20 protein-coding genes and 1 tRNA gene are annotated in these 22,738 nt (G+C 67.5%); 9 read left to right on the top strand and 12 right to left on the bottom strand.

The window, feature by feature from the left end:
- Positions 1-2: 2 nt before the first annotated feature.
- The 9 genes from SHTP_RS04930 to SHTP_RS04890 form a co-directional block, all read right to left on the bottom strand.
- Positions 3-296, bottom strand: a complete 294-nt coding sequence (locus SHTP_RS04930) for a hypothetical protein (RefSeq protein WP_011742165.1) — start codon at positions 294-296, stop codon at positions 3-5.
- 102 nt (positions 297-398) lie between these two features.
- A complete protein-coding gene (locus tag SHTP_RS04925) occupies positions 399-1,346 on the bottom strand; it encodes a Ppx/GppA phosphatase family protein (RefSeq protein ID WP_096369951.1) in 948 nt (315 codons plus the stop codon).
- Positions 1,347-1,365: 19 nt separating this feature from the next.
- Positions 1,366-1,857: a DUF501 domain-containing protein gene (locus SHTP_RS04920; RefSeq protein ID WP_011742167.1), complete on the bottom strand. Its 492-nt coding sequence runs from the start codon at positions 1,855-1,857 to the stop codon at positions 1,366-1,368.
- On the bottom strand, positions 1,850-2,551 hold the full coding sequence (locus SHTP_RS04915) for an FtsB family cell division protein (protein ID WP_096369950.1): 702 nt from the start codon (positions 2,549-2,551) through the stop codon (positions 1,850-1,852). Before SHTP_RS04915 ends, SHTP_RS04920 begins: the two co-directional genes overlap by 8 nt.
- Before the next feature lie 33 nt (positions 2,552-2,584).
- Entirely contained in the window at positions 2,585-3,871 is a 1,287-nt protein-coding gene (gene eno / locus SHTP_RS04910; protein WP_011742169.1) for a phosphopyruvate hydratase, read from the bottom strand.
- A gap of 80 nt (positions 3,872-3,951) precedes the next feature.
- Positions 3,952-4,683 (bottom strand): lytic transglycosylase domain-containing protein, encoded by a 732-nt coding sequence (locus tag SHTP_RS04905; RefSeq protein ID WP_096369948.1) that lies wholly within the window; start codon positions 4,681-4,683, stop codon positions 3,952-3,954.
- Between the two features lie 354 nt (positions 4,684-5,037).
- On the bottom strand, positions 5,038-6,138 hold the full coding sequence (locus tag SHTP_RS04900) for a nucleoside triphosphate pyrophosphohydrolase (RefSeq protein WP_096369947.1): 1,101 nt from the start codon (positions 6,136-6,138) through the stop codon (positions 5,038-5,040).
- A complete protein-coding gene (mfd, locus tag SHTP_RS04895; RefSeq protein WP_096369946.1) occupies positions 6,135-9,803 on the bottom strand; it encodes a transcription-repair coupling factor in 3,669 nt (1,222 codons plus the stop codon). Before mfd ends, SHTP_RS04900 begins: the two co-directional genes overlap by 4 nt.
- A 66-nt stretch (positions 9,804-9,869) precedes the next feature.
- Positions 9,870-10,463, bottom strand: coding sequence for a TetR/AcrR family transcriptional regulator (locus tag SHTP_RS04890; protein ID WP_011742173.1), 594 nt, complete (start codon positions 10,461-10,463; stop codon positions 9,870-9,872).
- Positions 10,464-10,756: 293 nt separating this feature from the next.
- Between SHTP_RS04890 and SHTP_RS04885 the strand changes: the two genes are divergently transcribed.
- The 8 genes from SHTP_RS04885 (at position 10,757) to pth (ending at position 16,876) form a co-directional block, all read left to right on the top strand.
- Positions 10,757-10,828, top strand: a tRNA-Gln gene (locus SHTP_RS04885).
- Between the two features lie 111 nt (positions 10,829-10,939).
- Positions 10,940-12,418, top strand: coding sequence for a bifunctional UDP-N-acetylglucosamine diphosphorylase/glucosamine-1-phosphate N-acetyltransferase GlmU (gene glmU / locus SHTP_RS04880; protein WP_020786173.1), 1,479 nt, complete (start codon positions 10,940-10,942; stop codon positions 12,416-12,418).
- Positions 12,419-12,530: 112 nt separating this feature from the next.
- On the top strand, positions 12,531-13,511 hold the full coding sequence (locus SHTP_RS04875; RefSeq protein WP_096369945.1) for a ribose-phosphate diphosphokinase: 981 nt from the start codon (positions 12,531-12,533) through the stop codon (positions 13,509-13,511).
- Positions 13,512-13,880: an arsenate reductase (glutaredoxin) gene (gene arsC / locus SHTP_RS04870; protein WP_020729728.1), complete on the top strand. Its 369-nt coding sequence runs from the start codon at positions 13,512-13,514 to the stop codon at positions 13,878-13,880. It abuts the gene before it with no gap.
- 44 nt (positions 13,881-13,924) lie between these two features.
- A complete protein-coding gene (locus SHTP_RS04865; RefSeq protein WP_181005692.1) occupies positions 13,925-14,533 on the top strand; it encodes an LpqN/LpqT family lipoprotein in 609 nt (202 codons plus the stop codon).
- Entirely contained in the window at positions 14,533-15,414 is an 882-nt protein-coding gene (locus SHTP_RS04860; RefSeq protein ID WP_096369944.1) for an oxidoreductase, read from the top strand. Before SHTP_RS04865 ends, SHTP_RS04860 begins: the two co-directional genes overlap by 1 nt.
- 229 nt (positions 15,415-15,643) lie before the next feature.
- Positions 15,644-16,288 (top strand): 50S ribosomal protein L25/general stress protein Ctc, encoded by a 645-nt coding sequence (locus SHTP_RS04855; RefSeq protein ID WP_096369943.1) that lies wholly within the window; start codon positions 15,644-15,646, stop codon positions 16,286-16,288.
- Positions 16,289-16,300: 12 nt separating this feature from the next.
- Positions 16,301-16,876, top strand: a complete 576-nt coding sequence (pth, locus tag SHTP_RS04850) for an aminoacyl-tRNA hydrolase (RefSeq protein WP_096369942.1) — start codon at positions 16,301-16,303, stop codon at positions 16,874-16,876.
- Between the two features lie 13 nt (positions 16,877-16,889).
- Here pth and SHTP_RS04845 read toward each other — a convergent pair whose 3' ends face one another.
- Positions 16,890-18,188: a DUF302 domain-containing protein gene (locus SHTP_RS04845; RefSeq protein WP_231991709.1), complete on the bottom strand. Its 1,299-nt coding sequence runs from the start codon at positions 18,186-18,188 to the stop codon at positions 16,890-16,892.
- Here SHTP_RS04845 and SHTP_RS04840 point away from each other — a divergent pair.
- The gene (locus SHTP_RS04840; RefSeq protein WP_157756269.1) at positions 18,142-19,653 is read left to right on the top strand and encodes a PE family protein; all 1,512 of its coding nucleotides are present in this window, start codon (positions 18,142-18,144) and stop codon (positions 19,651-19,653) included. The genes SHTP_RS04845 and SHTP_RS04840 overlap by 47 nt on opposite strands.
- 87 nt (positions 19,654-19,740) lie before the next feature.
- Here SHTP_RS04840 and SHTP_RS04835 read toward each other — a convergent pair whose 3' ends face one another.
- Both SHTP_RS04835 and SHTP_RS04825 read right to left on the bottom strand, forming a co-directional pair.
- The gene (locus SHTP_RS04835) at positions 19,741-21,375 is read right to left on the bottom strand and encodes a fatty acyl-AMP ligase (RefSeq protein WP_096372324.1); all 1,635 of its coding nucleotides are present in this window, start codon (positions 21,373-21,375) and stop codon (positions 19,741-19,743) included.
- Between the two features lie 365 nt (positions 21,376-21,740).
- Positions 21,741-22,703 (bottom strand): 4-(cytidine 5'-diphospho)-2-C-methyl-D-erythritol kinase, encoded by a 963-nt coding sequence (locus SHTP_RS04825; protein ID WP_197706220.1) that lies wholly within the window; start codon positions 22,701-22,703, stop codon positions 21,741-21,743.
- Between the last annotated feature and the right edge of the window lie 35 nt (positions 22,704-22,738).

Raw genomic sequence — 22,738 nt, 5'->3', positions numbered from 1 at the left:
CCTCACAGCGACAGCCTGGCTGCCGCGCGCAAAGCCAGCACCCGCCGGTGGATCCGGTGTTCGGTCCCCCGCGGAATTTCGGCCGGTCCATAGCGACCGCGTCCGAGTCGGCGCACCCTGCCGCGTCCGATTTCCCAGCGCAACGCATCTGACAGCGCCTTGGATGCCCTGCCGCGGACCGAAAAGTGGTGCCAGTCCAGCGCGTCGATCATTTCGGCGATGGTCGCTGGCCCGTGTTGGGACAACTGCATAGTCAGCACGTATCGAAGCTCGATGCCGGCAAGTAGGTAGCTCATTGCCGAACGGTCGCACGCGGGTATGACATCAACCGAGCTTGTCGCTGCGAGGCGGGCAAAAGAGTGCCACTCGCCCGCCGGGACCGGTGTGGCAGATGTGACCTAGTCGCAGAGCGCCAGGGCGATGCCGTCCAGGATGTCGTGCTCGCTGACGGTCAGCTCGTCGATGCCGGCGCGGCTGCGCAACTCGCGAGCCAGTTCTTCGACCACGATCGCGCCGCCGCCGATCACGTCGATCCGGCCCTCATGCATCGGTGGGAGTGCGGCACGCTGCTCGCGCGTCATCGCTATCAGCCGGTCACACACCGCGTGCAGATCAGCGCCGGCGACTCGCGAAAGATGAATGGCCGCAGCATCATAGGTAGTCATGTTGTGGGCCAGGGCGGACAACGTGGTCATCGTTCCGGCCAGGCCGACCCAAGTCCGAGCCTCCTCGACGGGGACCGCACGCAACGCGGGTTCCAGCTCTTCGCGCACCACCAGGCGGGCGGCGGCCACCTCATCGGGCGTCGGCGGATCGGAGTGCAGGCAGCGTTCGGTCAGCCGAACACAGCCGATGTTGGCCGAGTAACTCGCGGTGACTTCGTTGCCCGCCTTGCCGAGCACGATCTCGGCGGATCCGCCGCCGAGATCGACGACCACGAAAGGCGCTCCGGCGCTGTCCAGTTCGCCGACCGCGCCGGAAAACGACAGCTCCGCCTCTTCGGCCCCGGTGATCACCTCGGCGATCGCGCCGGGCAGCACCGCACCGAGCACCTCGGCGGTCATGGCAAAGAAGCTGTCCCGGTTGGCGGCGTCGCGGGTGGCCGACGTGGCGACCATCCGTACCCGTTCGACGCCGTGCACCTTCAGCAGGGCCGCGCAATCAGTCAACGCGGCCCGGGTCCGGGCAATCGCTTCCGGCGCAAACTGACCGGTCGCGTCGACACCCTGGCCCAACCTGACTATCCGCGTTTCTCGGTGCACGTCATTGAGCTGCCCACCGCCGGCGTCGGCGATGAGCAACCGAATCGAATTGGTACCGCAGTCGATCGCGGCGACCCGGCTCATCACGTCCCCATCGTCCCCTTCAAAGCCACTGTCCCGCCACCAGGTTCGCCGCCGCGCCCGGCTCGGCGGCCAGCAACGCCACCGCCTCATCGCCAAACGGGTTAACCCCGGGCCCCTTGGCCAACGAATGCGCGATCAACACATGCAGGCACTTGACCCGATCGGGCATGCCGCCAGCCGAAACCTTGGTTCCCAGTGGATCGATCGCGTCACGCTCGGCCAGATAGGACTCGTGCGCCCGCCGATACGCCGCGGCCAGTTCGGGATCGTCGCCCAGCCGCTCGGTCATCTCGCGCATCAGACCGGTGGTCTCGAGCCTGCTGGCGGCCGCCGTGAGCTCCGGATGCGTCAGGTAGTAGAGCGTGGGAAACGGTGTGCCGTCGGGCAGTCTGGGCGCGGTCTTGACCACGCCGGGTTCGCCGTTGGGGCATCGGTAGGCGATCTCCAGCACCCCACGCGGCTCGCGGCCGAGCTGACGCGCCACCGCCTCCAGGTCCGCGGGATCAACCACCGGGGGCCGTCGGCTCGGGCGGTACGGGTGCGGGCAGTCCGGGCTCAGGTTCGGGCTCCGGGGCGGGAGGTTCAGCGGCGGCGGGCGGAAGGTGCTGCGCGTCGGCAATGGTGTGCCAAAGCGACGTATACCAAGGGTCACCCTTCGTGGGCATGGCGGCATCGGTGCCCGGTTGCGGGGCCACCACCGCCCCGGGCGGCAGCTGGACCTGAAATGGAATGTCCCCCGGCATCACAAAGCCAAGGCGCTCACGGGCCTGCGCCGCAATGTAGGCCGGGTCGGCCAGTTGGCCCTTGCGCTGCTCGAGATCGGCGATCTGGCGGCGCAGCGCCGCTTCGGTTGCGGACAATTGCTCCATTTCGGTGCGCTGGGCGAAGTAGGTCCGAACCGGCCCGGCGATGGTCAGGGTCAACACGCAGACGACCGCGGCCAGCACGGCCGCACGCCGGGCGGTGAAACCCAAACGTTGGTCGGATCGCTGCTCCACCGATTCGGTGAATGAGCGCTTGATGGGTTCGACGACATGTTCACGCAGCGTTCGGGCGGTGTTGCGACTGGCGGCCGGCCCGGTGTTGGCCGCTTGTGTGGGCCTGGACACCGAAGTGGTGCGACGCCCGCGCGCCGACTCGCCGGCTTTACCCGGGCGCGATGCCGGGGATCGGCGCTTCGGATCGGGACGTTTCGCGTCGGCCATGAAGCTTCAGCCACGTTTCCGTCGGCCGTCGGCCTATTTCGGGTCCGCAACGAATCGGGGGAAGGCCAGATCGCCGGCGTAGCGAGCCGCGTCACCGAGAGCCTCTTCGATCCGAAGCAGCTGGTTGTACTTGGCCACACGCTCGCTGCGGGCGGGTGCGCCCGTCTTGATCTGGCCGCTGCCGACGGCCACCGCCAGGTCGGCAATGATGGTGTCCTCCGTCTCACCGCTGCGGTGGCTGATCATCGTGCGGTAGCCGCTGTGGTGTGCCAGCGCGACCGCGTCGAGCGTCTCGGTCAGCGTCCCGATCTGATTCACCTTGACCAGCAGCGCATTGGCCACGCCCCGGTCGATGCCCTCTTCGAGCCGCTCGGGATTGGTGACGAACACGTCGTCGCCGACGATCTGTACCCGGTCACCGATCTCGGCCGTCAGTGCGGCCCACCCGTCCCAATCGTTCTCGTAGAGCGGATCTTCGATGGAGACCACCGGATAGGAGCCGAGCAGCCCGGCGTAGAACTCCGTCATCTGCGCGGCGGTGCGGGGCGTGCCCTCGAAGGTGTAGCTGCCGTCGGCGTGGAATTCGTTGGCGGCCGCGTCGAGCGCCAAAGCCACGTCCACACCGGGCTTGAAACCCGCCGCCTCGATGGCCTGGCTGATCAGATCGAGTGCCGCGGTGGTGCTGGCCACATCGGGAGCAAAACCACCCTCGTCGCCCAAACCGGTGGACAGCCCGGCCTTCTTGAGCACCGCCTTGAGCGCGTGGTACACCTCCGCGCCCCAGCGCAATGCCTCACTGAAGCTGGGCGCACCGATCGGGGCCACCATGAACTCCTGAATGTCCACGCCCGTGTCCGCGTGTGCGCCGCCGTTGAGGATGTTCATCATCGGCACCGGAAGGATGTGGGCGTTGGGCCCGCCGATGTAGCGGAACAGCGGCAGTTCGGCCGATTCCGAAGCCGCCTTGGCCACCGCCAGCGAGACGCCGAGGATCGAGTTGCCCCCCAACCGGGACTTGTCAGGCGTGCCATCGAGATCAACCAGGGCCTGATCGACCAAGCGCTGGTCGTCGGCGTTGAGTCCGATGACCGCCGGGCCGATCTCATCGAGCACGGCTTCCACTGCCTTCTTGACGCCCTTGCCGCCGTAGCGATCGCCACCGTCGCGCAGTTCGACGGCCTCATGCTCACCGGTCGACGCGCCCGACGGCACCGCGGCCCGGGCAAAGGTTCCGTCGATCAGAGCCACCTCGACCTCGACGGTCGGGTTGCCGCGGGAATCGAGGATCTCGCGGGCCCCGACCTGCTCGATTATCGGCACTGGGTTCTCCTTTGTGTCCTGGCGTTCGTTGAGGTCCCCGGCAGCCTTTAGCGTAAAGCCTGGGTCAGCGTTCCATCTTTCTACAGCGGGTGGCCCGCCGCGTAAGCGGTCACCCAGTCGCGCACCGCCCGAGCGTAGACGCCGGAGTTGTTGTAGGCGCGCAAAGCGGTGATCCATCCCCGCGCAGTCGCGAGATCTTTACCGCGCCAGCATAAATACCCGGCCGCCGAAAGCGCGGCGTCGTCGATGTTGTCCGGACTGACGATGCCGTCATTGTTGGCATCCACCCCGTAGAGCCGCCAGGTTTCGGAGATGAACTGCATCGGCCCCATCGCACGCTCCACGCCGTCGTCACCGTCGAGGTTGGCACGCTCGCTATCGACGATGCGCAGGGTGCCGCCGGTTCCGTCCAGGCGCACGCCGCGAATGGGAGGCCGCACGTCCCCATTGGGCGCTATGGTCGCGCCCCGATAGGTGCCGTTGTGACTTTCCACCTGCCCGATGCCCGCCAGCGTGGTCCACGCGATATGGCACTTCGGGTTCTCGACCTCCGCAACCCGAGCGGCGTAGGCGTAGGCCTCCAGCGCAATCACCGGCATCTCCAGCGCCGGGGCGCGTTGCTCGGCCCATTCCCACAGCTGATCGGCGGGCCGACCGCTGGCGTAGGTGTCCACCGGCGGCACCGGATCACCCGGTGGCGGCGGCACCCCTTCGGGGATGAACAAGCTGAGCTGCCAGGTGCAACTTGACGCCAAGAGCATCGCGGTCGCGCCAATAACGGCGGCCGCGCGCAACCAACGTCTTGGCGACACAATCCTCCCTTTGGCTACTGCTGGCGCTCTACGCGTCCGTTGGGCCACTTCGCCGTCCGCGCGCTCACGTTCCGACTTGGCGGCCGCTACGACCTAAATCATCGTCCCATGGGTTTGAGAGTTACCCCGTCGCAGTTCTCATCCAGCACACGGCCAGGAGTGCATCCTGGTACGGGAATTGGTTAGCCGACGATCAGGCCAGCAAGCGAAATTTTTACCTTCTATCTGGAAAAAAGCTATTTCAGCAAACCTCATAAAGGTGGCTCTATATGGAGCGGCTCTGAGTCCCCGCAAAGTTGGCGAGAACCGGCTCAAGCGCCTCCGAAGTCCCCGCTAGTGCGCGGACGACTCGTCCTAGCGCCTGCCCTTCCGCTTCTTGCTGCCGCCGCGGGATTCCCGGGATTCTTTGGGGGTCTCGCCTTCGGCAGGCGCCTCGACTTGTTCTTCGGGCTCTGCTGGTTCTTGCGGCGGTTCTTCGTCGACCACGGGCTCCGGCGCCACATCGGCCCCCGCGCTGCCAGACGGCCAGTGCACCAGCCACTCCTGCTCGGTGATCGTCCCGACCGGCGCCATGTCGAGTTCCTCTGCCACGGCGTCGCCGCGCCGGGCGGCCACAATCGCCCGCTCGGCGCGGCGGACGTTATCCGAGAAGTCCAAAACCGCGGCGCGCAAGCAGTTTTCCGCGTCGATATCCGCCGACACGGCAATCGAGGTGATTTCGGCGGGGATCAGCTGCACCGGCAGGCCGGCATTGCAGACCCGCGCAATCACCTTCTGCGCCAACGCTAACGCGGGCTGACCGGTGGGAACGTCGTCCAATACCGACTCGCGTGGATTGCACGCCTTTTCCGCCGCCTTGCCTTCCTCCCACTGGGCCATCTGCTCTTGCAGCGAAATCGATTCTCCGGCAAGTACTCCCGGTGCCCGGTTGCCGAGCTTGCGCATCAGCGTGTCGGCGACGTCATCGATGGTGAACGGAAGCAATGCCGCATCTTCAGCGATGCGGGCATGGAAAAGCACCTGAAGCAGCAGGTCCCCAAGCTCCTCGCGCAACTGGTCGACGCTGCCACTGTGTACCGCGTCGAGCAGCTCGTAGGTCTCTTCGAGCAGGTAGCGCCGCAACGAGTCGTGGGTCTGCTCACTTTCCCACGGCCCGTCGGTGCGCAGTTTGTCCATCATCGCCACGGCATCGAGCAGGCGTTCCCCGCGCCGGCGATCCGGCGCCGCGATCAGCCTGGCCCCTGCCGCCAGCCTCGCCACCACCGCGGGGTGGTTCGGGTCGGACGACAACAGCACCGGCGCCTCCTCGCCCACGTGCACCGGATGCGCGTCGGGCAGTGACCAGGGCACCGCGATCGGCATCTCCTCAGTGTATTGCACGGTGCCCCCGAGCAGCTCGATGGCTTCGACAGGCACCAGCGACGGACGGCGGGGGTCGACCAGGACGACAATCATCGCGCTTGCCGCTCCTTACCCGACGCGGTGGCGCCCGCATCGTCTTCGGACAAACTGGTTCTACCAATATCTTGTTGCGGCTTGCCTGCCAATGCCGTCACCAGATTGGCCACCATCTGCACCAATTCCACATCCCGGATGCGCGGCGCACCGACGCCACCGTCACGCGGGATGGGTACCTGCACGGTGGACGTCGTAGCCCGGTAGTGGCCTCCCGGATACATCCGCTTGAGCCGCACCTGGGCGGAATCGGGTAGATCCATCGGCGCCAGCCGAACTGTCGCCGAAGACGGCGCCGACACGTCGGTGATGCCCGAGGCCCGGCACAGCAGCCGCAACCGCGCCACCGCGACCAGCCGCAGTGCCGGCTCCGGCAAAGCCCCGTAGCGGTCGATGAGTTCGTCCACCACGGCCGCGACGCCACTGTCGGAGGTGGCGGTGGCGAGCCGCCGGTAGGCCTCCAACCGCAGGCGATCGCTGCCGATGTAGTCCGGTGGCAGGTGGGCGTCGACCGGCAGGTCGATCCGCACACCCTTGGGCTCCTCGGGAGTGGTCACCATCTTGCCGTCGGCGGCGGCCCGATACGCCTCGACGGCCTCGCCCACCAACCGCACATAGAGGTCGAAGCCGACTCCGGCGACGTGCCCCGACTGCTCGACGCCGAGCACGTTGCCCGCGCCGCGGATCTCCAGGTCCTTGAGCGCGACCGCCATGCCCGCGCCAAGCTCGTTGTTTTGCGCGATGGTCGCCAACCGGTCGTAGGCGGTCTCGGTCAGCGGCGCCTGCGGCGGGTACAAGAAGTAGGCGTAACCGCGCTCACGGCTACGGCCCACTCGGCCGCGCAGCTGGTGCAGCTGAGACAACCCGAAGGTGTCGGCCCGTTCGACGATCAGCGTGTTGGCGTTGGAGATGTCCAAGCCGGTCTCCACGATCGTGGTGCAGACCAAGATGTCGAATTCACGCTGCCAGAATCCCTGGACGGTGCGTTCCAGCAGATCCTCGGGCATCTGCCCATGCGCGACGACCACCCGCGCCTCGGGCACGAGTTTGCGAATCCGCGCGGCGGTGTCGTCGATGGAACTGACCCGGTTGTGCACATAGAACGCCTGCCCGTCGCGCAGCAGCTCGCGCCGCAGCGCCGCGGCGACCTGCTTGTCGTCATGGGGTCCCACGTAGGTCAGCACCGGGTAGCGCTCCTCGGGGGGCGTCAGGATGGTCGACATCTCCCGAATACCGGCCAGGCTCATCTCCAGCGTGCGCGGAATGGGGGTGGCGCTCATCGTCAAGACGTCGACGTGGCTGCGCAACGACTTGATGTGCTCCTTGTGCTCGACACCGAACCGCTGTTCCTCGTCGACCACGACCAAGCCCAGGTCTTTCCAGCGCACGCCGGTCTGCAGCAGCCGGTGCGTGCCGATCACCACGTCGACCGATCCGTCGGCCATGCCCTCGATCACCGTGCGTGACTCGGCGGGGTCGGTGAAGCGGGACAGACCCTTGACCGTGACCGGGAACCCGGCCATCCGGTCGGTGAAGGTTTGCAGATGCTGGTCGGCCAACAGCGTGGTGGGCACCAGCACGGCAACCTGTTTGCCGTCCTGAACGGCCTTGAACGCCGCCCGCACCGCGATTTCGGTCTTGCCGTAGCCGACATCACCGCAGATCACCCGGTCCATCGGGATGGACTTTTCCATGTCGCCCTTGACCTCGGTGATCGCGGTGAGCTGGTCGACGGTTTCGGTGAAACCGAACGCGTCCTCCATCTCGGCCTGCCACGGTGTGTCAGGGGCGAACGCATGCCCGGGGCTGGCCTGCCGCTTGGCGTAGAGCGCCACCAGTTCGCCGGCGATTTCCCGCACCGCCTTGCGCGCCTTGGTCTTGGTGTTGGTCCAGTCACTGCCGCCGAGCCGGCTCAGTGCTGGCGCCTGCCCACCGACATATCGCGACAACTGGTCCAGCGAATCCATCGGGACATACAGCTTGTCGGAACCACCGCCCCGCTTGGCGGAGGCGTATTCGAGCACCAGGTACTCGCGCCGGGCACCCCCGACGGTGCGCTCGACCATCTCCACGAACCGGCCGATGCCGTGCTGATCGTGCACCACCAGATCGCCGGCCGTCAGGGCCAGTGGATCGGCGGTGTTTCGCCGCTTGGCCGCCAGGCGCTTGCCCTCGACCGCCGTGGCCCGGTTGCCGGTCAGATTCGTCTCGGTGACCACGACCAAGTTGGCGCCGGGGACGATGACGCCGTCGCGCAGCGGCCCCTTGAGCACGCCCACCACGCCCAACTTGGGTGCGGCGCCGGGTTCCAGCATGGCGGCGGGAATGTCGGATTCGGCCAGCCGCTCCACCATGCGATGGGCGGTGCCGGTCCCGGGCTCCACCATCACCGCGTGCCCGCCGGTCGAGACGTGCGCGCGCAGCATCGCAAAGATGTCGTCGATATCCTTCTGGTGCCCACGAGCCGAGGGCGCCGCGCGGACCTCCAGCTCCGTCGCCGATTCCTCGGACAGCTGGCTCAACGTCCACCACGGGTGCCCGGAACTGCTCGCCGCGGTCTGCACCTGCTCCAGCTCGGCAAAGCCGGACCCACCCAGGGCTTCGACGTCGACGGGCGCGTCGGTTCCCATCGCCGCGACCGACCATGAGGCCTCGAGGAACTCGCGGCCCGTCTTGATCAAATCGGCGGCCCGGGTGCGCACCTTCTCCGGGTCGCACACCAGCACCGGAGTGCCCTCGGCAAGCTGATCGGTCAACAGTGCATGGTCATCGGGGCGCAACACCGGCAGCAGCGCTTCCATCCCATCGGTTGGGATGCCCTCGGCCAGTTTGGCCAGCATGTCGATGACGCTGCCGGTCACGGTGTTCTCCGAAGCCGGGTGCTGGGCGGCCAGCGCCGCGGCTCGCGCCCGTACGTCTTCAGTCAGAAGCAGCTCCCGGCAGGCCACCGCGACCAGCGTGCTGACCTCGATCTCGGGAATGGAGCGCTGGTCGGCGACCGAGAACATGCGCATTTCGGTGATCTCGTCGCCCCAGAATTCGACCCGCACCGGGTGCTCGGCGGTCGGCGCGAAGAGGTCCAGAATGCCCCCGCGGACGGCGAACTCGCCCCGCCGGCCCACCATGTCGACCCGGGTGTAGGCCAGCTCGACCAGCCGGGCGATGACTTCATCGAATCCGATTTCTTGTCCGACACTCAGACTGACCGGTTCCTGCCGGCCCAGTTGCGGCGTCATCGGCTGCAACAGCGAGCGCACCGCGGTCACCACCACGCGCAACGGCGGGCCCAGCCGGGTGTCGTCGGGATGAGCCAGCCGGCGCAGCAGCAGCAGCCGGGCGCCGACCGTGTCGACACCGGGTGAGAGCCGCTCGTGCGGAAGGGTCTCCCAGGACGGGAACAACGCCACGGCTTCGCCGAAGACTCCCCGCAGTTCCGCGGTTACGTCGTCGGCCTCACGCCCGGTGGCGGTGACCACGAGCAGCGGTCCCTGTTGGGCCAGTGCGCTGGCGACGAAGGAGCGCGCGCTGGCCGGGCCGACCAACGTCAATTCATCAGGGCGATCGGAGGCACGCGCGATGAGTTGCTGGAAAGTCGGCGCGGTAAGCGCCAAGTCGACGAGCCCCGCGATCGGGGTATCTGGGCTAGCAGCCCCCGGTGCGGTCATGATGCGGCCATTCTAGGGCGCGGTCGTTTCTCGATATCGAGCCCGGCGGCCGATGGGCGGATCGGACTACTCGTCTTGCAGCTGCGGATCGGCTTCCAAGTGGGTCAGCCCATTCCAGACCAGGTTGACCAGGTGCGCGGCGACGACTTCCTTTTTGGGTTCGCGGGCGTCGAGCCACCACTGCGCGGTCATCGACACCGAACCCACCAAGGCCTGGGCATACAGCGGGGCCAGCTCGGAGTCCAGACCCCTGCGGGCGAAGTCGCCGGCCAAGATCGAGCTGACCTGGCTGACGGCGTCGTTGAGCAGGCTGGAATAGGTTCCGGAGCTGATCGACGCCGGTGAGTCGCGGATCATGATGCGAAAGCCGTCGGTGCGTTCTTCGACATAGGTGAGCAACGCCAGGGCGACCCGCTCGACGCGCACTCGCGATCGGTTGTTGGTCAACGACGAGGTGATGCCGTCCAGCAGGGCCGACATTTCGCGGTCGACCACCACCGCGTACAGGCCCTCTTTGCCGCCAAAATGCTCGTAGACCACCGGCTTGGAGACGTTGGCACGCTGGGCGATCTCCTCGATCGAGGTCCCGTCGTAGCCGCGTTCGGCGAACAACGATCGCGCGATGCCGATCAGCTGATGCCGGCGTTCGCTGCCCGTCATCCGGGCGCGCGGCGCCTTTGCCTCTTTTTCCGGCATTTTCTCCGGCCCTGCCACGCCAACAGGGTATCTGTTTTCCGGCCCGCGGCGCCCAGCGTGTGGGCCGGGCGCCGACTGTGTCTCCAGTGCGCTTCGGTGGCGATATTCGCGCCCCACACGCACGCTGGGCGCCCGGATTGCACCGTGGATGGGGCGCCGACGATGTCGGCGGGATATGGCGGGCTCGGGAATCGGCCCACCCACCCGTTAGAGTTTCATAGTGGCGAGCGGGCGAAATGCTCGCCGTCGACCGGCAGTCCGTCGTGGTGTAATCGGCAGCACCTCTGATTTTGGTTCAGATAGTTCAGGTTCGAGTCCTGGCGACGGAGCTTGTTTGGGTGGCACCATCTAGCCCACCTCCACGTGAAATGACACCCTGGAGGGCGTGTCATCACGCCGACCCCTAGCTTGCGTGAGAAAAAGCCAATAAAGGAGAGTCGATGACGTTTCGTGGTGACACTGCAGTCGTGGTCTTGGCGGCTGGGGCTGGCACCCGGATGCGATCAGACACCCCCAAGGTGCTGCACACCCTGGCCGGGCGCAGCATGCTGTCCCACTCACTGCACGCGATGGCCAAGCTCGCACCGCAGCACCTGGTGGTGGTGCTCGGCCACTGCCACGAACGTATCTCCCCGCTGGTCGACGAGCTGGCCGAATCCCTCGGTCGCACCATCAACGTGACGTTGCAGGATCGGCCGCTGGGCACCGGGGACGCGGTGCGCTGCGGCCTGTCGGCGCTTCCCGCCGACTACTCCGGCATCGTGGTCGTCACCGCGGGCGACACCCCGCTGTTGGACGCCGAAACGCTGGCCGACCTGATCGAGACCCACAGCGCGACGTCGTCCGCCGTCACGGTGCTGACCACCACGTTGAGCGACCCGCACGGCTACGGCCGCATCCTGCGCACCCAGGACAACGCCGTGATGGCCATTGTCGAGCAGACCGATGCGACGCCCTCACAGCGCGAAATCCGCGAGGTCAACGCCGGCGTCTACGCCTTCGAAATCACCGCACTGCAATCCGCGTTGAGCAGGCTGAGCTCGGACAACGCCCAGCAGGAGCTCTACCTGCCCGATGTCATCGCCATCCTGCGCCGCGACGGGCAAACCGTCAGCGCCCGCCACATCGACGACAGCGCGCTGGTGGCCGGCGTCAACGATCGGGTCCAGCTGGCCCAGCTGGGCGCCGAGCTGAACCGCCGGATAGTGGCCGCCCACCAGATGGCCGGCGTCACCGTGATCGACCCGGCAACCACCTGGATCGACGTGGACGTGGCGATCGGACGCGACACCGTTATCCAGCCGGGGACCCAGTTGCTGGGCCATACCCAGATCGGCGACCGCTGCGAAATCGGGCCCGACACGACGCTGACCGACGTCACCGTCGGGGACAACGCCTCGGTGGTACGCACCCACGGCAGCTCGTCATCGATCGGCGCAGCGGCCGCGGTCGGCCCCTTCACCTACTTGCGGCCCGGCACGGTGCTGGGCACCGGCGGCAAGCTGGGCGCCTTCGTGGAGACCAAGAACTCGACCATTGGCGCCGGCACCAAGGTGCCGCACCTGACCTACGTCGGCGACGCCGACATCGGCGACGACAGCAACATCGGTGCGGGCAGCGTGTTCGTCAACTACGACGGCATGACCAAGAACCGCGCCACCATCGGCTCGCACGTGCGCAGCGGGGCCGGCACCAGGTTCGTGGCACCGGTGAATGTCGGCGACGGCGCATACACCGGGGCCGGCACCGTGATCCGCGACGATGTTCCACCGGGCGCGCTCGCGGTGTCCGGCGGGCCGCAGCGCAATATCGAAGACTGGGTGCAGCAGAAGCGTCCGGGAACCCCGTCCGCTGAGGCCGCCCGCAAGGCCTCGGCCGAACAATCCACACCGCCGCCCGACGCCGATCAGACACCGTGAATTCGCTTCTCGGCTACCCGGCGACATGTGCAGGCCCTTCGCTACGTACGATGAGGCGTTCAATTTCCCATTCAGATCCCACTTTTGATCCCGAAACGGCGAGGACAGCGCGTTGAGCCACGACTGGACCGATAACCGCAAGAACCTGATGCTCTTCAGCGGGCGCGCCCATCCGGAGCTGGCCGAACAGGTGGCCAAAGAACTCGACGTTCACGTGACCGCGCAGACCGCGCGTGAGTTTGCCAACGGCGAGATCTTCGTGCGCTTCCAGGAGTCGGTGCGTGGATGTGACGCCTTTGTTCTGCAGTCCTGCCCGGCACCGGTGAACACCTGGCTGATGGAACAGCTGATCATGATCGACGCGCTCAAGCGCGGCAGCGCCAAGCGGATCACCGCGGTCATGCCGTTCTACCCCTATGCCCGGCAGGACAAGAAGCACCGCGGCCGCGAACCGATCTCGGCGCGGCTGATGGCCGATCTACTCAAGACCGCCGGTGCCGACCGAATCGTGACCGTCGACCTGCACACCGATCAGATCCAGGGCTTCTTCGACGGACCCGTCGACCACATGCGCGGGCAGAACCTGCTGACCGGCTACATCAGGGACAACTACTCCGACAACAACATGGTCGTGGTCTCCCCCGACTCGGGCCGGGTGCGCATCGCCGAGAAATGGGCCGACGCGCTGGGCGGCGTTCCGCTGGCCTTCATCCACAAGACCCGCGACCCGCGAATGCCCAACCAGGTGGTCTCCAACCGCGTGGTGGGCGACGTCGCCGGCCGGACCTGCGTGCTGATCGACGACATGATTGACACCGGCGGCACGATTGCGGGTGCGGTGCAGTTGCTGCGCAACGACGGCGCCGGCGACGTGATCATCGCGGCGACCCACGGTGTGTTGTCTGACCCCGCCGCCGAGCGGCTGGCCGCATGCGGTGCCCGCGAGGTGATCGTCACCAACACCCTCCCGATTACCGAGGCCAAGCGCTTTCCGCAGCTCACGGTCTTGTCCATCGCTCCGCTGCTGGCCAGCACCATCCGCGCCGTATTCGAAAACGGCTCAGTCACAGGACTATTCGACGGAGACGCGTAGATGGCCGCCGGAACCGCGGGGACCACACCCGAGGCCGTCATCTACCACAATCCCAAGTGCAGCACGTCGCGCAAGACCCTGGAATTGCTGCGTGAGCAGGGCCTGGAGCCGACCGTCGTCCAGTATCTGAAGACACCACCGACGCGGGACGAGTTGGTGCGCATGATCGGCGATGCCGGCATCGAGGTGCGCACCGCCGTGCGCAAACGCGACCGGCTGTACGAGGAGCTGAACCTCGCCGACGCGACCGATGCGCAACTGCTCGACGCGATGGCCGAGCACCCCGTGCTCATCGAACGGCCGTTTGTGGTCACCCCGAAGGGCACCCGGCTGGCTCGGCCGGTCGAGGCCGTTCGCGAGATCCTGTGACAGCTCGCCGGATCGCAGCGGCCGTCGTTTCACTCGCGGTCACGATGCCGGCGGTTGCCTGCAGCACACCCGAGCCCCCTGACTACAAATCCATCTGGACCACGAGCGCAACAACCAGCACCACCGCCACCACCGCCCCGCCCGTGCCGCTGTCGCAGTACCTGGAAAGCATCGGGGTCAGCGGAAAGCAGATCGCGCCGAGCGACCTCAAAGGCCTTACCGTGTCGATCCCGACACCACCGGGCTGGTCCCCCTACGAGGGCCCGAAGATCAACCCGGAAACGGTGATCATCTCCAAGGGCGGCCACTACCCCACGGCCAGACTGGTCGTGTTCTTGCTGCGCGGGAACTTCGACCCCGCCGACGTCGCCAGGCGCGGCAACGACGACGCGCAACTGTTCGAGAACTTCAAACAGCTGGACGCCTCATCGGCAGACTTTCACGGTTTTCCCTCGTCGATGATGCAGGGCAGCTACGACCTCGAGGGTGCCCGCATGCACAGCTGGAATCGGATCGTCATTCCCACCGGGCCGCCGCCGGACAACCAGCGGTATCTGGTCCAACTGACCATCACCAGCCTGGCCAGTCAGGCCGCCGGCAGCGCATCCGACATCGAGTCGATCATCAACGGATTCGTGGTTGCGGTGAAGTGATGGCCTACTGGACCGCCGCGGATCTACCGTCGTTCACCGGGCGCACGGTCATCGTGACCGGCGCAAACAGCGGGCTGGGCGCCGTCACCGCGCGCGAGCTGGCCCGCCATGGCGCCAGGGTCATCCTGGCCGTGCGCAACACGAGCAAGGGCGAGGCCGCCGCACAACAGATGACCGGCCCCAATGCCGGCCCGGTCGAGGTCCGCCGCCTCGATCTGCAAGATCTGTCATCGGTTCGCGAATTCGCGGCCGGCGTCGACAAGTCCGACCTGCTGATCAACAACGCCGGCATCATGGCCACGCCCTACTCGCTGACCGCGGACGGCTTCGAGAGCCAGATCGGCACCAACCACCTCGGCCATTTCGCGCTCACCAACCTGTTGCTGCCCAAACTCACCGACCGGGTGGTCACGGTGTCGTCCATGGCGCACTGGACGGGCCGGATCAACTTGGCCGACCTGAACTACCAGTCCCGGCGGTACTCCCCCTGGCTGGCCTACGGCCAGTCCAAACTCGCCAACCTGCTGTTCACCAGCGAGCTGCAAAAGCGCCTGGACGCGGCCGGCTCGCCGCTGCGTGCGCTGGCCGCCCATCCGGGGTTCTCCCACACCAACCTGCAGGGGGCCTCGGGCCGCAAGCTCGGCGATGCGGTCGTGTCGTTCGGCACCAGGCTGATCGCCACCGACGCCAATTTCGGGGCCCGCCAGACTTTGTACGCCGCCTCTCAGGATCTGCCGGGCAACACCTATGTCGGGCCCAGATTCGGCTACGTCGGTCCCACCCGATCGGTGGGCCGCAGCCGGCGCGCCAAGAACGCAGTCACGGCCGCCGCGCTGTTGGAGCTGTCCGAGCAGCTCACGGGGGCCGAATTTCCGTTCTGAGCGCCACCACACCGGCCCAGCCCCACCAGTCGCTGGGGTAGCCGGCGGGCACCCCCGCCCGCCGCGAATTTCCACTCCGAGGTGCGGATGCGCTAACCTTGCCGGGTGTCACGGCGAGGGTGGCTGACGGGTATGTGCCGATCAGAGCACCGTTATCGACGGAGGCCGACGGTTGTCGCGATCCTCGCCCGTGCCATGAACCAGGCACCAAGCCCAGAGGAGCGACACAATGGCCAAAGCTGCAGTCAACCAACTAGTGGTTACCGTACGCACCGAGACCGGCAAGGGGGCCTCCCGGCGAGCCCGCCGTGAGGGCAAGGTTCCGGCCGTGATGTACGGCCACGGCGCCGAGCCGCAGCACTTGGAGCTACCCGCCCACGACTACGCGGCGGTCCTTCGAAACTCCGGCACCAATGCGGTGCTCACCCTCGACATCGCGGGCGAGGAGCAGCTGGCGCTGACCACGGCGCTGGACATCCACCCGATCCGCCGCACCATCCAGCACGCCGACTTGGTGGTGGTGCGCCGCGGCGAGAAGGTCGTCGTCGAGGTCTCGGTTGCCGTCGAAGGCGACGCCGCGCCCGGCACCCTGGTTACCCAGGAGGCCAACACCATCGAAATCGAGGCCGAGGCCATGTCGATTCCCGAGCAGCTGACGGTGTCGATCGAAGGCGCGGAGCCTGGCACCCAGTTCACCGCGGGGCAGATCGAGCTGCCTGCCGGCGTCGGTCTGATTTCCGACCCCGAGATGCTGGTCGTCAACGTGGTGACCGCACCGACCGCCGAGGACCTCGAGCAAGCGGGTGGCGAAGAAAGCGCCGAGTCCGCGGCAGCCGAGGACGAGGGCGGTCAAGCCGAAGCCGAGTCCGAGTAAGCGGTTCGCAGTATGGCCGAGCCGTTATTGGTCGTCGGCCTGGGCAACCCGGGGGAAAACTACGCCCGTACCCGGCACAACCTCGGGTTCATGGTTGCCGACCTCCTTGCTGCCAGGCTGGGCGCAAAGTTCAAGGTGCACAAACGCTCCGGCGCCGAAGTGCTGACGGGTCGATTGGCGCAGCGCTCGGTGGTCCTGGCCAAACCGCGCTGCTACATGAACGAGTCGGGCCGCCAGGTGGCACCTCTGGCGAAGTTTTACTCGGTGCCACCGGCGGACCTCATCGTCATTCACGACGAGCTCGACCTCGATTTCGGCCGCATCAGGCTCAAATTCGGGGGCGGCGAAGGCGGGCACAACGGATTGCGCTCGGTGGCCGCGGCGCTGGGCACCAAGGACTTCCAGCGGGTGCGCATCGGCATTGGCCGCCCGCCCGGCCGCAAGGATCCGGCCACATTCGTGCTGGAGAATTTCAGCTCACCGGAGCGTCCGGAAGTACCCACGATCTGCGAACAGGCCGCTGACGCCACCGAGTTGCTCGTCGAAATGGGCCTGGAGCCGGCCCAAAACCGGGTCCACGCCTGGTGAGGCCGGTGTGGGTTTAGCGCTTGGCCGCCGCGTCTTCGGCGATGGCGTGGATGGCCTGCGATAGCTGCTGTCCCACCTCGGCGCGACCGGGGTCGATGGCGGTGAGCAGCGGAGCTGGATCGAAGTAGCTGATGTGCGCCGGACCGCGGGCGTCCGCCCAAACATGGACCCGCACCGGAACCACCGCACCGATCGCTTGAGTGGTACCGAACAGCGTCTTGCCGATCTGTGGATCACCCACGAAGAAGCTGTATGAACGCTGTAGCTGCATTCCGATCGCTTCCAGCCTGGACGCTTGATTCACATCACCGAGAATCACCATCCCGTTCTGGTCGGCCGCCGAGTGCAACGCATCAATGCTCGCCTCGAAAGCGGTCGATGTGTCGACCGTGACGAACCTGGTCTCCACCTTGGTTTCCTGAGGTGTGCCGCCGCCCGCGGCCGCGGCCGCGGCGATGGTGCGGATTGCTTGCGAGATCTTCTGACCGGCGTCGGCCAGGCCCGGATCGACGGCGGTGAACTCCGGCGCCGGGTCGATGTAGCTGATATGCGCCGGGCCATCGCCATCCACCCAGACGTGCACCCGTACCGGAACCACCGTGCCGATCGCTTGAGTCGCATCGAAAAACGTCTTACCGATCTGCGGGTTACCAACAAAAAAGCTATGCGCGCCCGGCAACCGCAGGCCGTTGGCCGCCAGCTCAGCATCCTGGTTGATGTCACCGACGATGAGCATCCCGTTGTCGGCGGCGGCGGCGCGCAGCGCATCGGCGGTGGCTTCGAACGGCTGGCTCGAGGTGTAGGTGATGTAGGTCGTCGAAACGGTTCGCTGCCCGTTTGCTGCACCGGTGGTCACCGAAGCGCTGGGCGATTCGGTAGCGATCTTGTTGCCGCCGCTACAGCCGGTCACGGAAAAGGCCACGACAACGGCAACGACAGAAAGGCGTGCGGCGACTCGCGCCGCTAGGGATCGTGATCCGCGAAACATCAGGTACTGCTCCCTTCGACACCGCGATGGGGCCGGCTGTTCGGCTAGCAAAGCCGTGGCAGCGGTCACTTTGGCAAGAACATTCCACCATTGCTTCGCTGCCCAGAGAACACCGTGATCAGTCGGCCAGGCGTGCATGTCCTGGCAGCAGCCAACGCGCCAGCATAAGCGCGCGCGCCAGTAGGGGCCGGATGCCCTTGTGGTACCGACGATGTCGCCCGGGGCGGCAGTCCGACGGGTCTCCACAATGCGGCTCTGTACAAGAGAGGGAATCGCCATGTCGTTTGTGCTCGTAACGCCCGAAGCATTGTCCGCGGCGGCCACGGACACGGCCCGAATTGGGTCGGCCATCAACGCGGCCACCACGGCAGCGGCGGCCCAGACCACATCCGTGGTGGCGGCCGCGGGCGATGAGGTATCGGCGGCGGTCGCGACGTTGTTCGGCACCTATGGTCAGACATATCAGGCGGTGGCGGCTCAGGCCTCGGGGCTTCACCAGCAGTTCGAAAACGCCCTGGCAGCGGCCGGCAGCTCATATGCGGGCGCGGAGGCCGCCAGCGCCGCACCCCTGCAACAGACGCAGGCCGCGTTCAGCGCCGTCGAGCAGAACGTGTTGTCCGCGGTCAACGCGCCCTCTCTCGCGCTCACCGGGCGCCCGCTCATCGGCAACGGGGCCGACGGCGGACCGGGCCAGGCCGGCGGTGCCGGCGGGTGGCTCTACGGCAACGGCGGGAACGGCGGCAACGGCGGGGCGGGCCAGGCCGGCGGTGGCGGCGGGAGCGCTGGGCTGTTGGGCAACGGCGGTAGCGGCGGTAACGGCGGTCCCGGCATCCCCGGTGGGCCCGGGCCAACCGGCGGCAACGGCGGCAACGGCGGGCTGCTGTTTGGCAATGGTGGAGCCGGCGGCAACGGCGGAGACGCCTACGTGTTCGGCAATGGCCAACCCGGTGGTAGTGGCGGCGCCGGCGGCGACGCCTACCTGTTGGGTACCGGCGGCGCCGGCGGACACGGGGGTCTCGGCTCTGTCGGCGCGGCCGGTACCAACCCCTCCGCGCCCTACCTTCAGGCCGCGAGCGGCACCGATGGCCTCAGCGGCCCCGCAGCCCAGACCGGTGGAGCTGGTGCCGACGACAACCCCGGCCAACAAGGGGGCACGGGCGGCACCGGTGGCGCCAGCAGCGTCGCCGCAGCCGCCGGCGGCACCGGCGGTACCGGGGGCGTCGGCGCCCCGGGCGGCACCGGCGGCACCGGCGGCATCAGCACCTCCCCTAACCAAGCTGGCGGCGGCGGCATCGGCGGCACCGGCGGCATCGGTGCCCCAGGCGGCGCCGGCGGCCACGGCGGCGATGGCGGTGCCGGTGGTCGGGGTGGGCTGCTGTTCGGGGTCGGCGGGGCCGGCGGTGCCGGCGGCGACGGCCTCGATGGCGGCCCCGGCGCGATGGGCCTTACCGGCGGCACCGGCGGCCATGGCGGCGATAACACCAGTTCCGTGACCAGGCCGGGGGTCGGCGGTGCCGGCGGCAACGGCGGCACCGGCGGCAACGGCGGCAACGGCGGCAACGGCGGCGCCGGGGGCGCCGGGGGCCTGTTTGGTCAGTCCGGGGCCGCGGGTGCCGGGGGCACCGCGGGGGCGGGCGGTGCCGGCGGCACCGGCGGCACCGGCGGCACCGGCGGGGTTGGCGGCACCGGGGGTACGGGTGCTGGTGGAGGGGGCAGGACCGGAGGGGTTGGTGGCGACGGCGTAACCGGTGCTACCGGTGCGTCCGGGCAACCCGGCGCATCCGGCTGACCTGGCTGCGCGCGCAACAGGTAGAGGCCCCCGCCAGCGGCGGGGGCCTCTACCTGTTTCTTGCCTTTATCCGTCTCTTCGCGGCGGCTACGTGACCAGAGTCAGTGAGTTGGACCGACGCAGCTTGCCCGACGGGGTCTTCGGGATGGTGCCCGGACCCAGCACCACAACATTGCGCGGACGCACGTCGACCTCGGCGACCACCTCATGGGCCACCTGGTGCTCGATGCGGCGCACTTCGGCGGGATCCTCGAAGGCATTCGACTCGACGGCCACGGCGAAGGTCTCGCGCGAGTGCCCGGCGTCGAGGCGCACCGCTACCGCGCAACCCGGACGCACCCCTTCGACGCGGCCCGCGGCCCGTTCGATGTCGGTGGGATAGATGTTGCGACCCGCCATGATGATGACGTCCTTGACCCGCCCGCACACGACGACGTGGCCGTTTTCCATCTGGTAGCCCAGGTCGCCGGTCTCATACCAGCCGAGCTGGTCCTGAGCCGGGATGAATCCGCCCATGGTGAGGTAACCGGGCGTGACGGACTCGCCGCGCAACTCGATCACTCCGACACCCCGGGAGGGCAACACGTTGCCGTCCGCATCGACGATGCGGGCCTCGATGCCCTGCAATAGCGGGCCCAGCGAGGCCAGCCGGCGGGTGTTGCCCTTGGCGGCAGGAACCGCCCGCCGCAACGCAGCAATCAGGTCGGCGTCAACCTCGTCGACCACCAGACCGGCGCCGCACTCGGAGAAGGCCACCGCGAGGGTGATTTCGGCCATCCCGTAGGCCGGCAGGATCGCCTGCGGCCGCAGACCGAACGGTGCGCCGGCTTCACACAGGTCTTCGACATCGGACGGCTCTACCGGCTCGGCACCGGAGAGCGCGAAACGCAGACTGGACAGGTCGAACTGGCCCGGCTTGGCTTGTTTGCGCAGCCGCTTGGCGAACAGCGAGTAGGCGAAGTTGGGGGCGGCCGTCATCGTGCCCTTGTACTTGTCGATCAGCTTGGCCCACAGCAGCGTGTCCCGCATGAAGTCCATCGGGGTGACCTTGACCAGCTCACCGGCGAAGTACATCGGCACGGTCAGGAACCCGATCATGCCCATGTCATGGAACAGCGGCAGCCAGCTGACCATCACGTCGGTTTCCGCGTCGTACTCGGCGCTGATGTACATCGCCTCGAGGTTTGCGAACAGGTTGCGGTGGGTGATCTGCACGGCTTTGGGCGAACCCGTGGATCCCGATGTCAGCTGCATCAGCGCCAGCTCGTCTTCGCCGACTTCGACGGGGTCGATGGGCTCGGATGCCAGCAGCTGCTCGAAGGTGAGCACCCTGATGCCGCGCTCCTCGAGCACCGGAGCCGCGGCCATGAACGGGTCGGAGATGACGACGGCCTTGGCCTCGATCATGTCGACGACGGTCGTGGTGTCCTCGGCCCACAGCGCCAGGTCGGTGCGCGGGGTGGGCTGGTGCAGCATGGTCAGGCTGGCGCCGCGGATCCACAGCCCTTGGGCGGTGGGAGCGATCTCCACCGGGGCTCCGGCCAGCACGCCGACCGCGTCGCCGGGGCCGACGCCCGCGGCGGCAAGCCCTCCGGCGATCTGACGGGCCCGCTCGTGCACCTCGCCCCAGGTGTGCCGAACCGGGGTGTGCGGCTCACCGGTCACCATGCCCTTGGTGGTCTCGCGAGCGTTGCGGAACATCTTTTCGGTAAACCTGCTCAAAGCAACCTCCTCGGTTCGGGCCCCAGGGTCCGGGTTTTCATGTTCCGCCTGCTTGATGTCACATTGCGACAGGCGCGCGCACACAATTGGGGAGCGGTTAGGTCTCGAATCAGTGATGAATCCTCGACCCGATACCGGGTCGCGTGATGGGCAAGGGCAAGGCTCGGCGAGCCGAGCCGGCGGTGACTAGGCGTCCGCCCAGCGCTGCGCTGGGCGGACAAAAATCTCGCGCCATCTTGCTCATCACTACTCGTCACCGCGGATTATCTTAAGCAGTTCTTAAAGAACTGCCAAACCCTCACGCGTATTGAGGCAGATTTCACAATCCGCTTCTCAGACGGTGCTCTGCGAACTATCGTGCCCGGCTACTCCGGGGTTCCCGGCGTCGGCACCACCCGGACTCCCGGCACCGGTCCGGTGGCGATTCGAACGGTACGACAGACGCCCGCTCCCGACAGCTGCGCGCTGACATCCAGCGCGGACTCGGCCGTGCGGCACAGGAAGGCACACGTCGGACCGGAGCCCGAGACGATGCCGGCGAGGGCGCCGGCCTCCACCCCGGCACGCAGCGCCCGGCGCAGCGCCGGGTCCAGGCTCACCGCGGCGGCCTGCATCTCGTTACCCAGCAGGGGCGCCAGCTGCTCGGGATCGCCGGCCGCCAGAGCCGCCAGCACCGGCCCGGGCTCGGCGAGCCGAGGTGGACTCCCCACGTCCCTGAGCCGGTCCAGCTCGGTGAACACCGCCGGGGTGGACAGGCCACTGCGTGCGAACGCCAGCACCCAGTGGAAGGTATTCCGGGACAAGACCGTCGCCAGTTCCTCGCCGCGGCCCGTGCCCAGCGCGGTACCGCCGTGCAGCGCAAAGGGCACATCACTGCCCAGCTGCGCGGCCAGCATGCGCAGGTCACGCCGGGGCAGGTTGAGCTCCCACAGCGAATTCATCGCCACCAGTACCGCGGCCGCGTCGGCGCTGCCCCCGGCCATGCCGCCGGCCACCGGAATCGACTTGTCGATGAAGATCGACACGTCCGGTGCGCGGCCGACGTGTTCGGCCATCAGCTCGGCCGCCTGCCAGGCGAGGTTGCGTTTGTCGGTGGGCAGTTTGTCGGCGCCCTCGCCGACGACCTCCAGCGACAGCAGGTCGGCGTTGCGCACCGTCACCTCGTCGACCAGGGAGACCGCGTGAAACACCGTGGTCAACTCGTGATAGCCGTCATCGCGGCGATCGCCGACCGCCAGGTACAGGTTGACCTTGCCGGGGACCCTTACGGTCGCCGACCCGGTAGGCACCCACAACTCAGCGGTGTTTCCGTCCGACGTCCTCGACACCGCAGCAGACTATCGCTGCAACCTGCGAACACACC

It is taken from the genome of Mycobacterium ulcerans subsp. shinshuense (genome assembly GCF_002355775.1).
In the GTDB taxonomy this organism is placed as follows: Bacteria; Actinomycetota; Actinomycetes; order Mycobacteriales; family Mycobacteriaceae; genus Mycobacterium; species Mycobacterium marinum.
The sequence above is the reverse complement of the archived record's forward strand: the minus strand, read 5'-3'. Positions and strand labels throughout refer to the sequence as shown.

Coding starts and splice junctions, on each gene's coding strand:
- glmU (WP_020786173.1), top strand. CDS start 10,940: ATGACGTTTCGTGGTGACACTGCAGTCGTGGTCTTGGCGGCTGGGGCT.
- SHTP_RS04900 (WP_096369947.1), bottom strand. CDS start 6,138: ATGATTGTCGTCCTGGTCGACCCCCGCCGTCCGTCGCTGGTGCCTGTC.
- SHTP_RS04840 (WP_157756269.1), top strand. CDS start 18,142: ATGTCGTTTGTGCTCGTAACGCCCGAAGCATTGTCCGCGGCGGCCACG.
- SHTP_RS04890 (WP_011742173.1), bottom strand. CDS start 10,463: ATGACGGGCAGCGAACGCCGGCATCAGCTGATCGGCATCGCGCGATCG.
- SHTP_RS04860 (WP_096369944.1), top strand. CDS start 14,533: ATGGCCTACTGGACCGCCGCGGATCTACCGTCGTTCACCGGGCGCACG.
- mfd (WP_096369946.1), bottom strand. CDS start 9,803: ATGACCGCACCGGGGGCTGCTAGCCCAGATACCCCGATCGCGGGGCTC.
- SHTP_RS04930 (WP_011742165.1), bottom strand. CDS start 296: ATGAGCTACCTACTTGCCGGCATCGAGCTTCGATACGTGCTGACTATG.
- pth (WP_096369942.1), top strand. CDS start 16,301: ATGGCCGAGCCGTTATTGGTCGTCGGCCTGGGCAACCCGGGGGAAAAC.
- SHTP_RS04865 (WP_181005692.1), top strand. CDS start 13,925: ATGCCGGCGGTTGCCTGCAGCACACCCGAGCCCCCTGACTACAAATCC.
- SHTP_RS04915 (WP_096369950.1), bottom strand. CDS start 2,551: ATGGCCGACGCGAAACGTCCCGATCCGAAGCGCCGATCCCCGGCATCG.
- SHTP_RS04925 (WP_096369951.1), bottom strand. CDS start 1,346: ATGAGCCGGGTCGCCGCGATCGACTGCGGTACCAATTCGATTCGGTTG.
- arsC (WP_020729728.1), top strand. CDS start 13,512: ATGGCCGCCGGAACCGCGGGGACCACACCCGAGGCCGTCATCTACCAC.
- SHTP_RS04855 (WP_096369943.1), top strand. CDS start 15,644: ATGGCCAAAGCTGCAGTCAACCAACTAGTGGTTACCGTACGCACCGAG.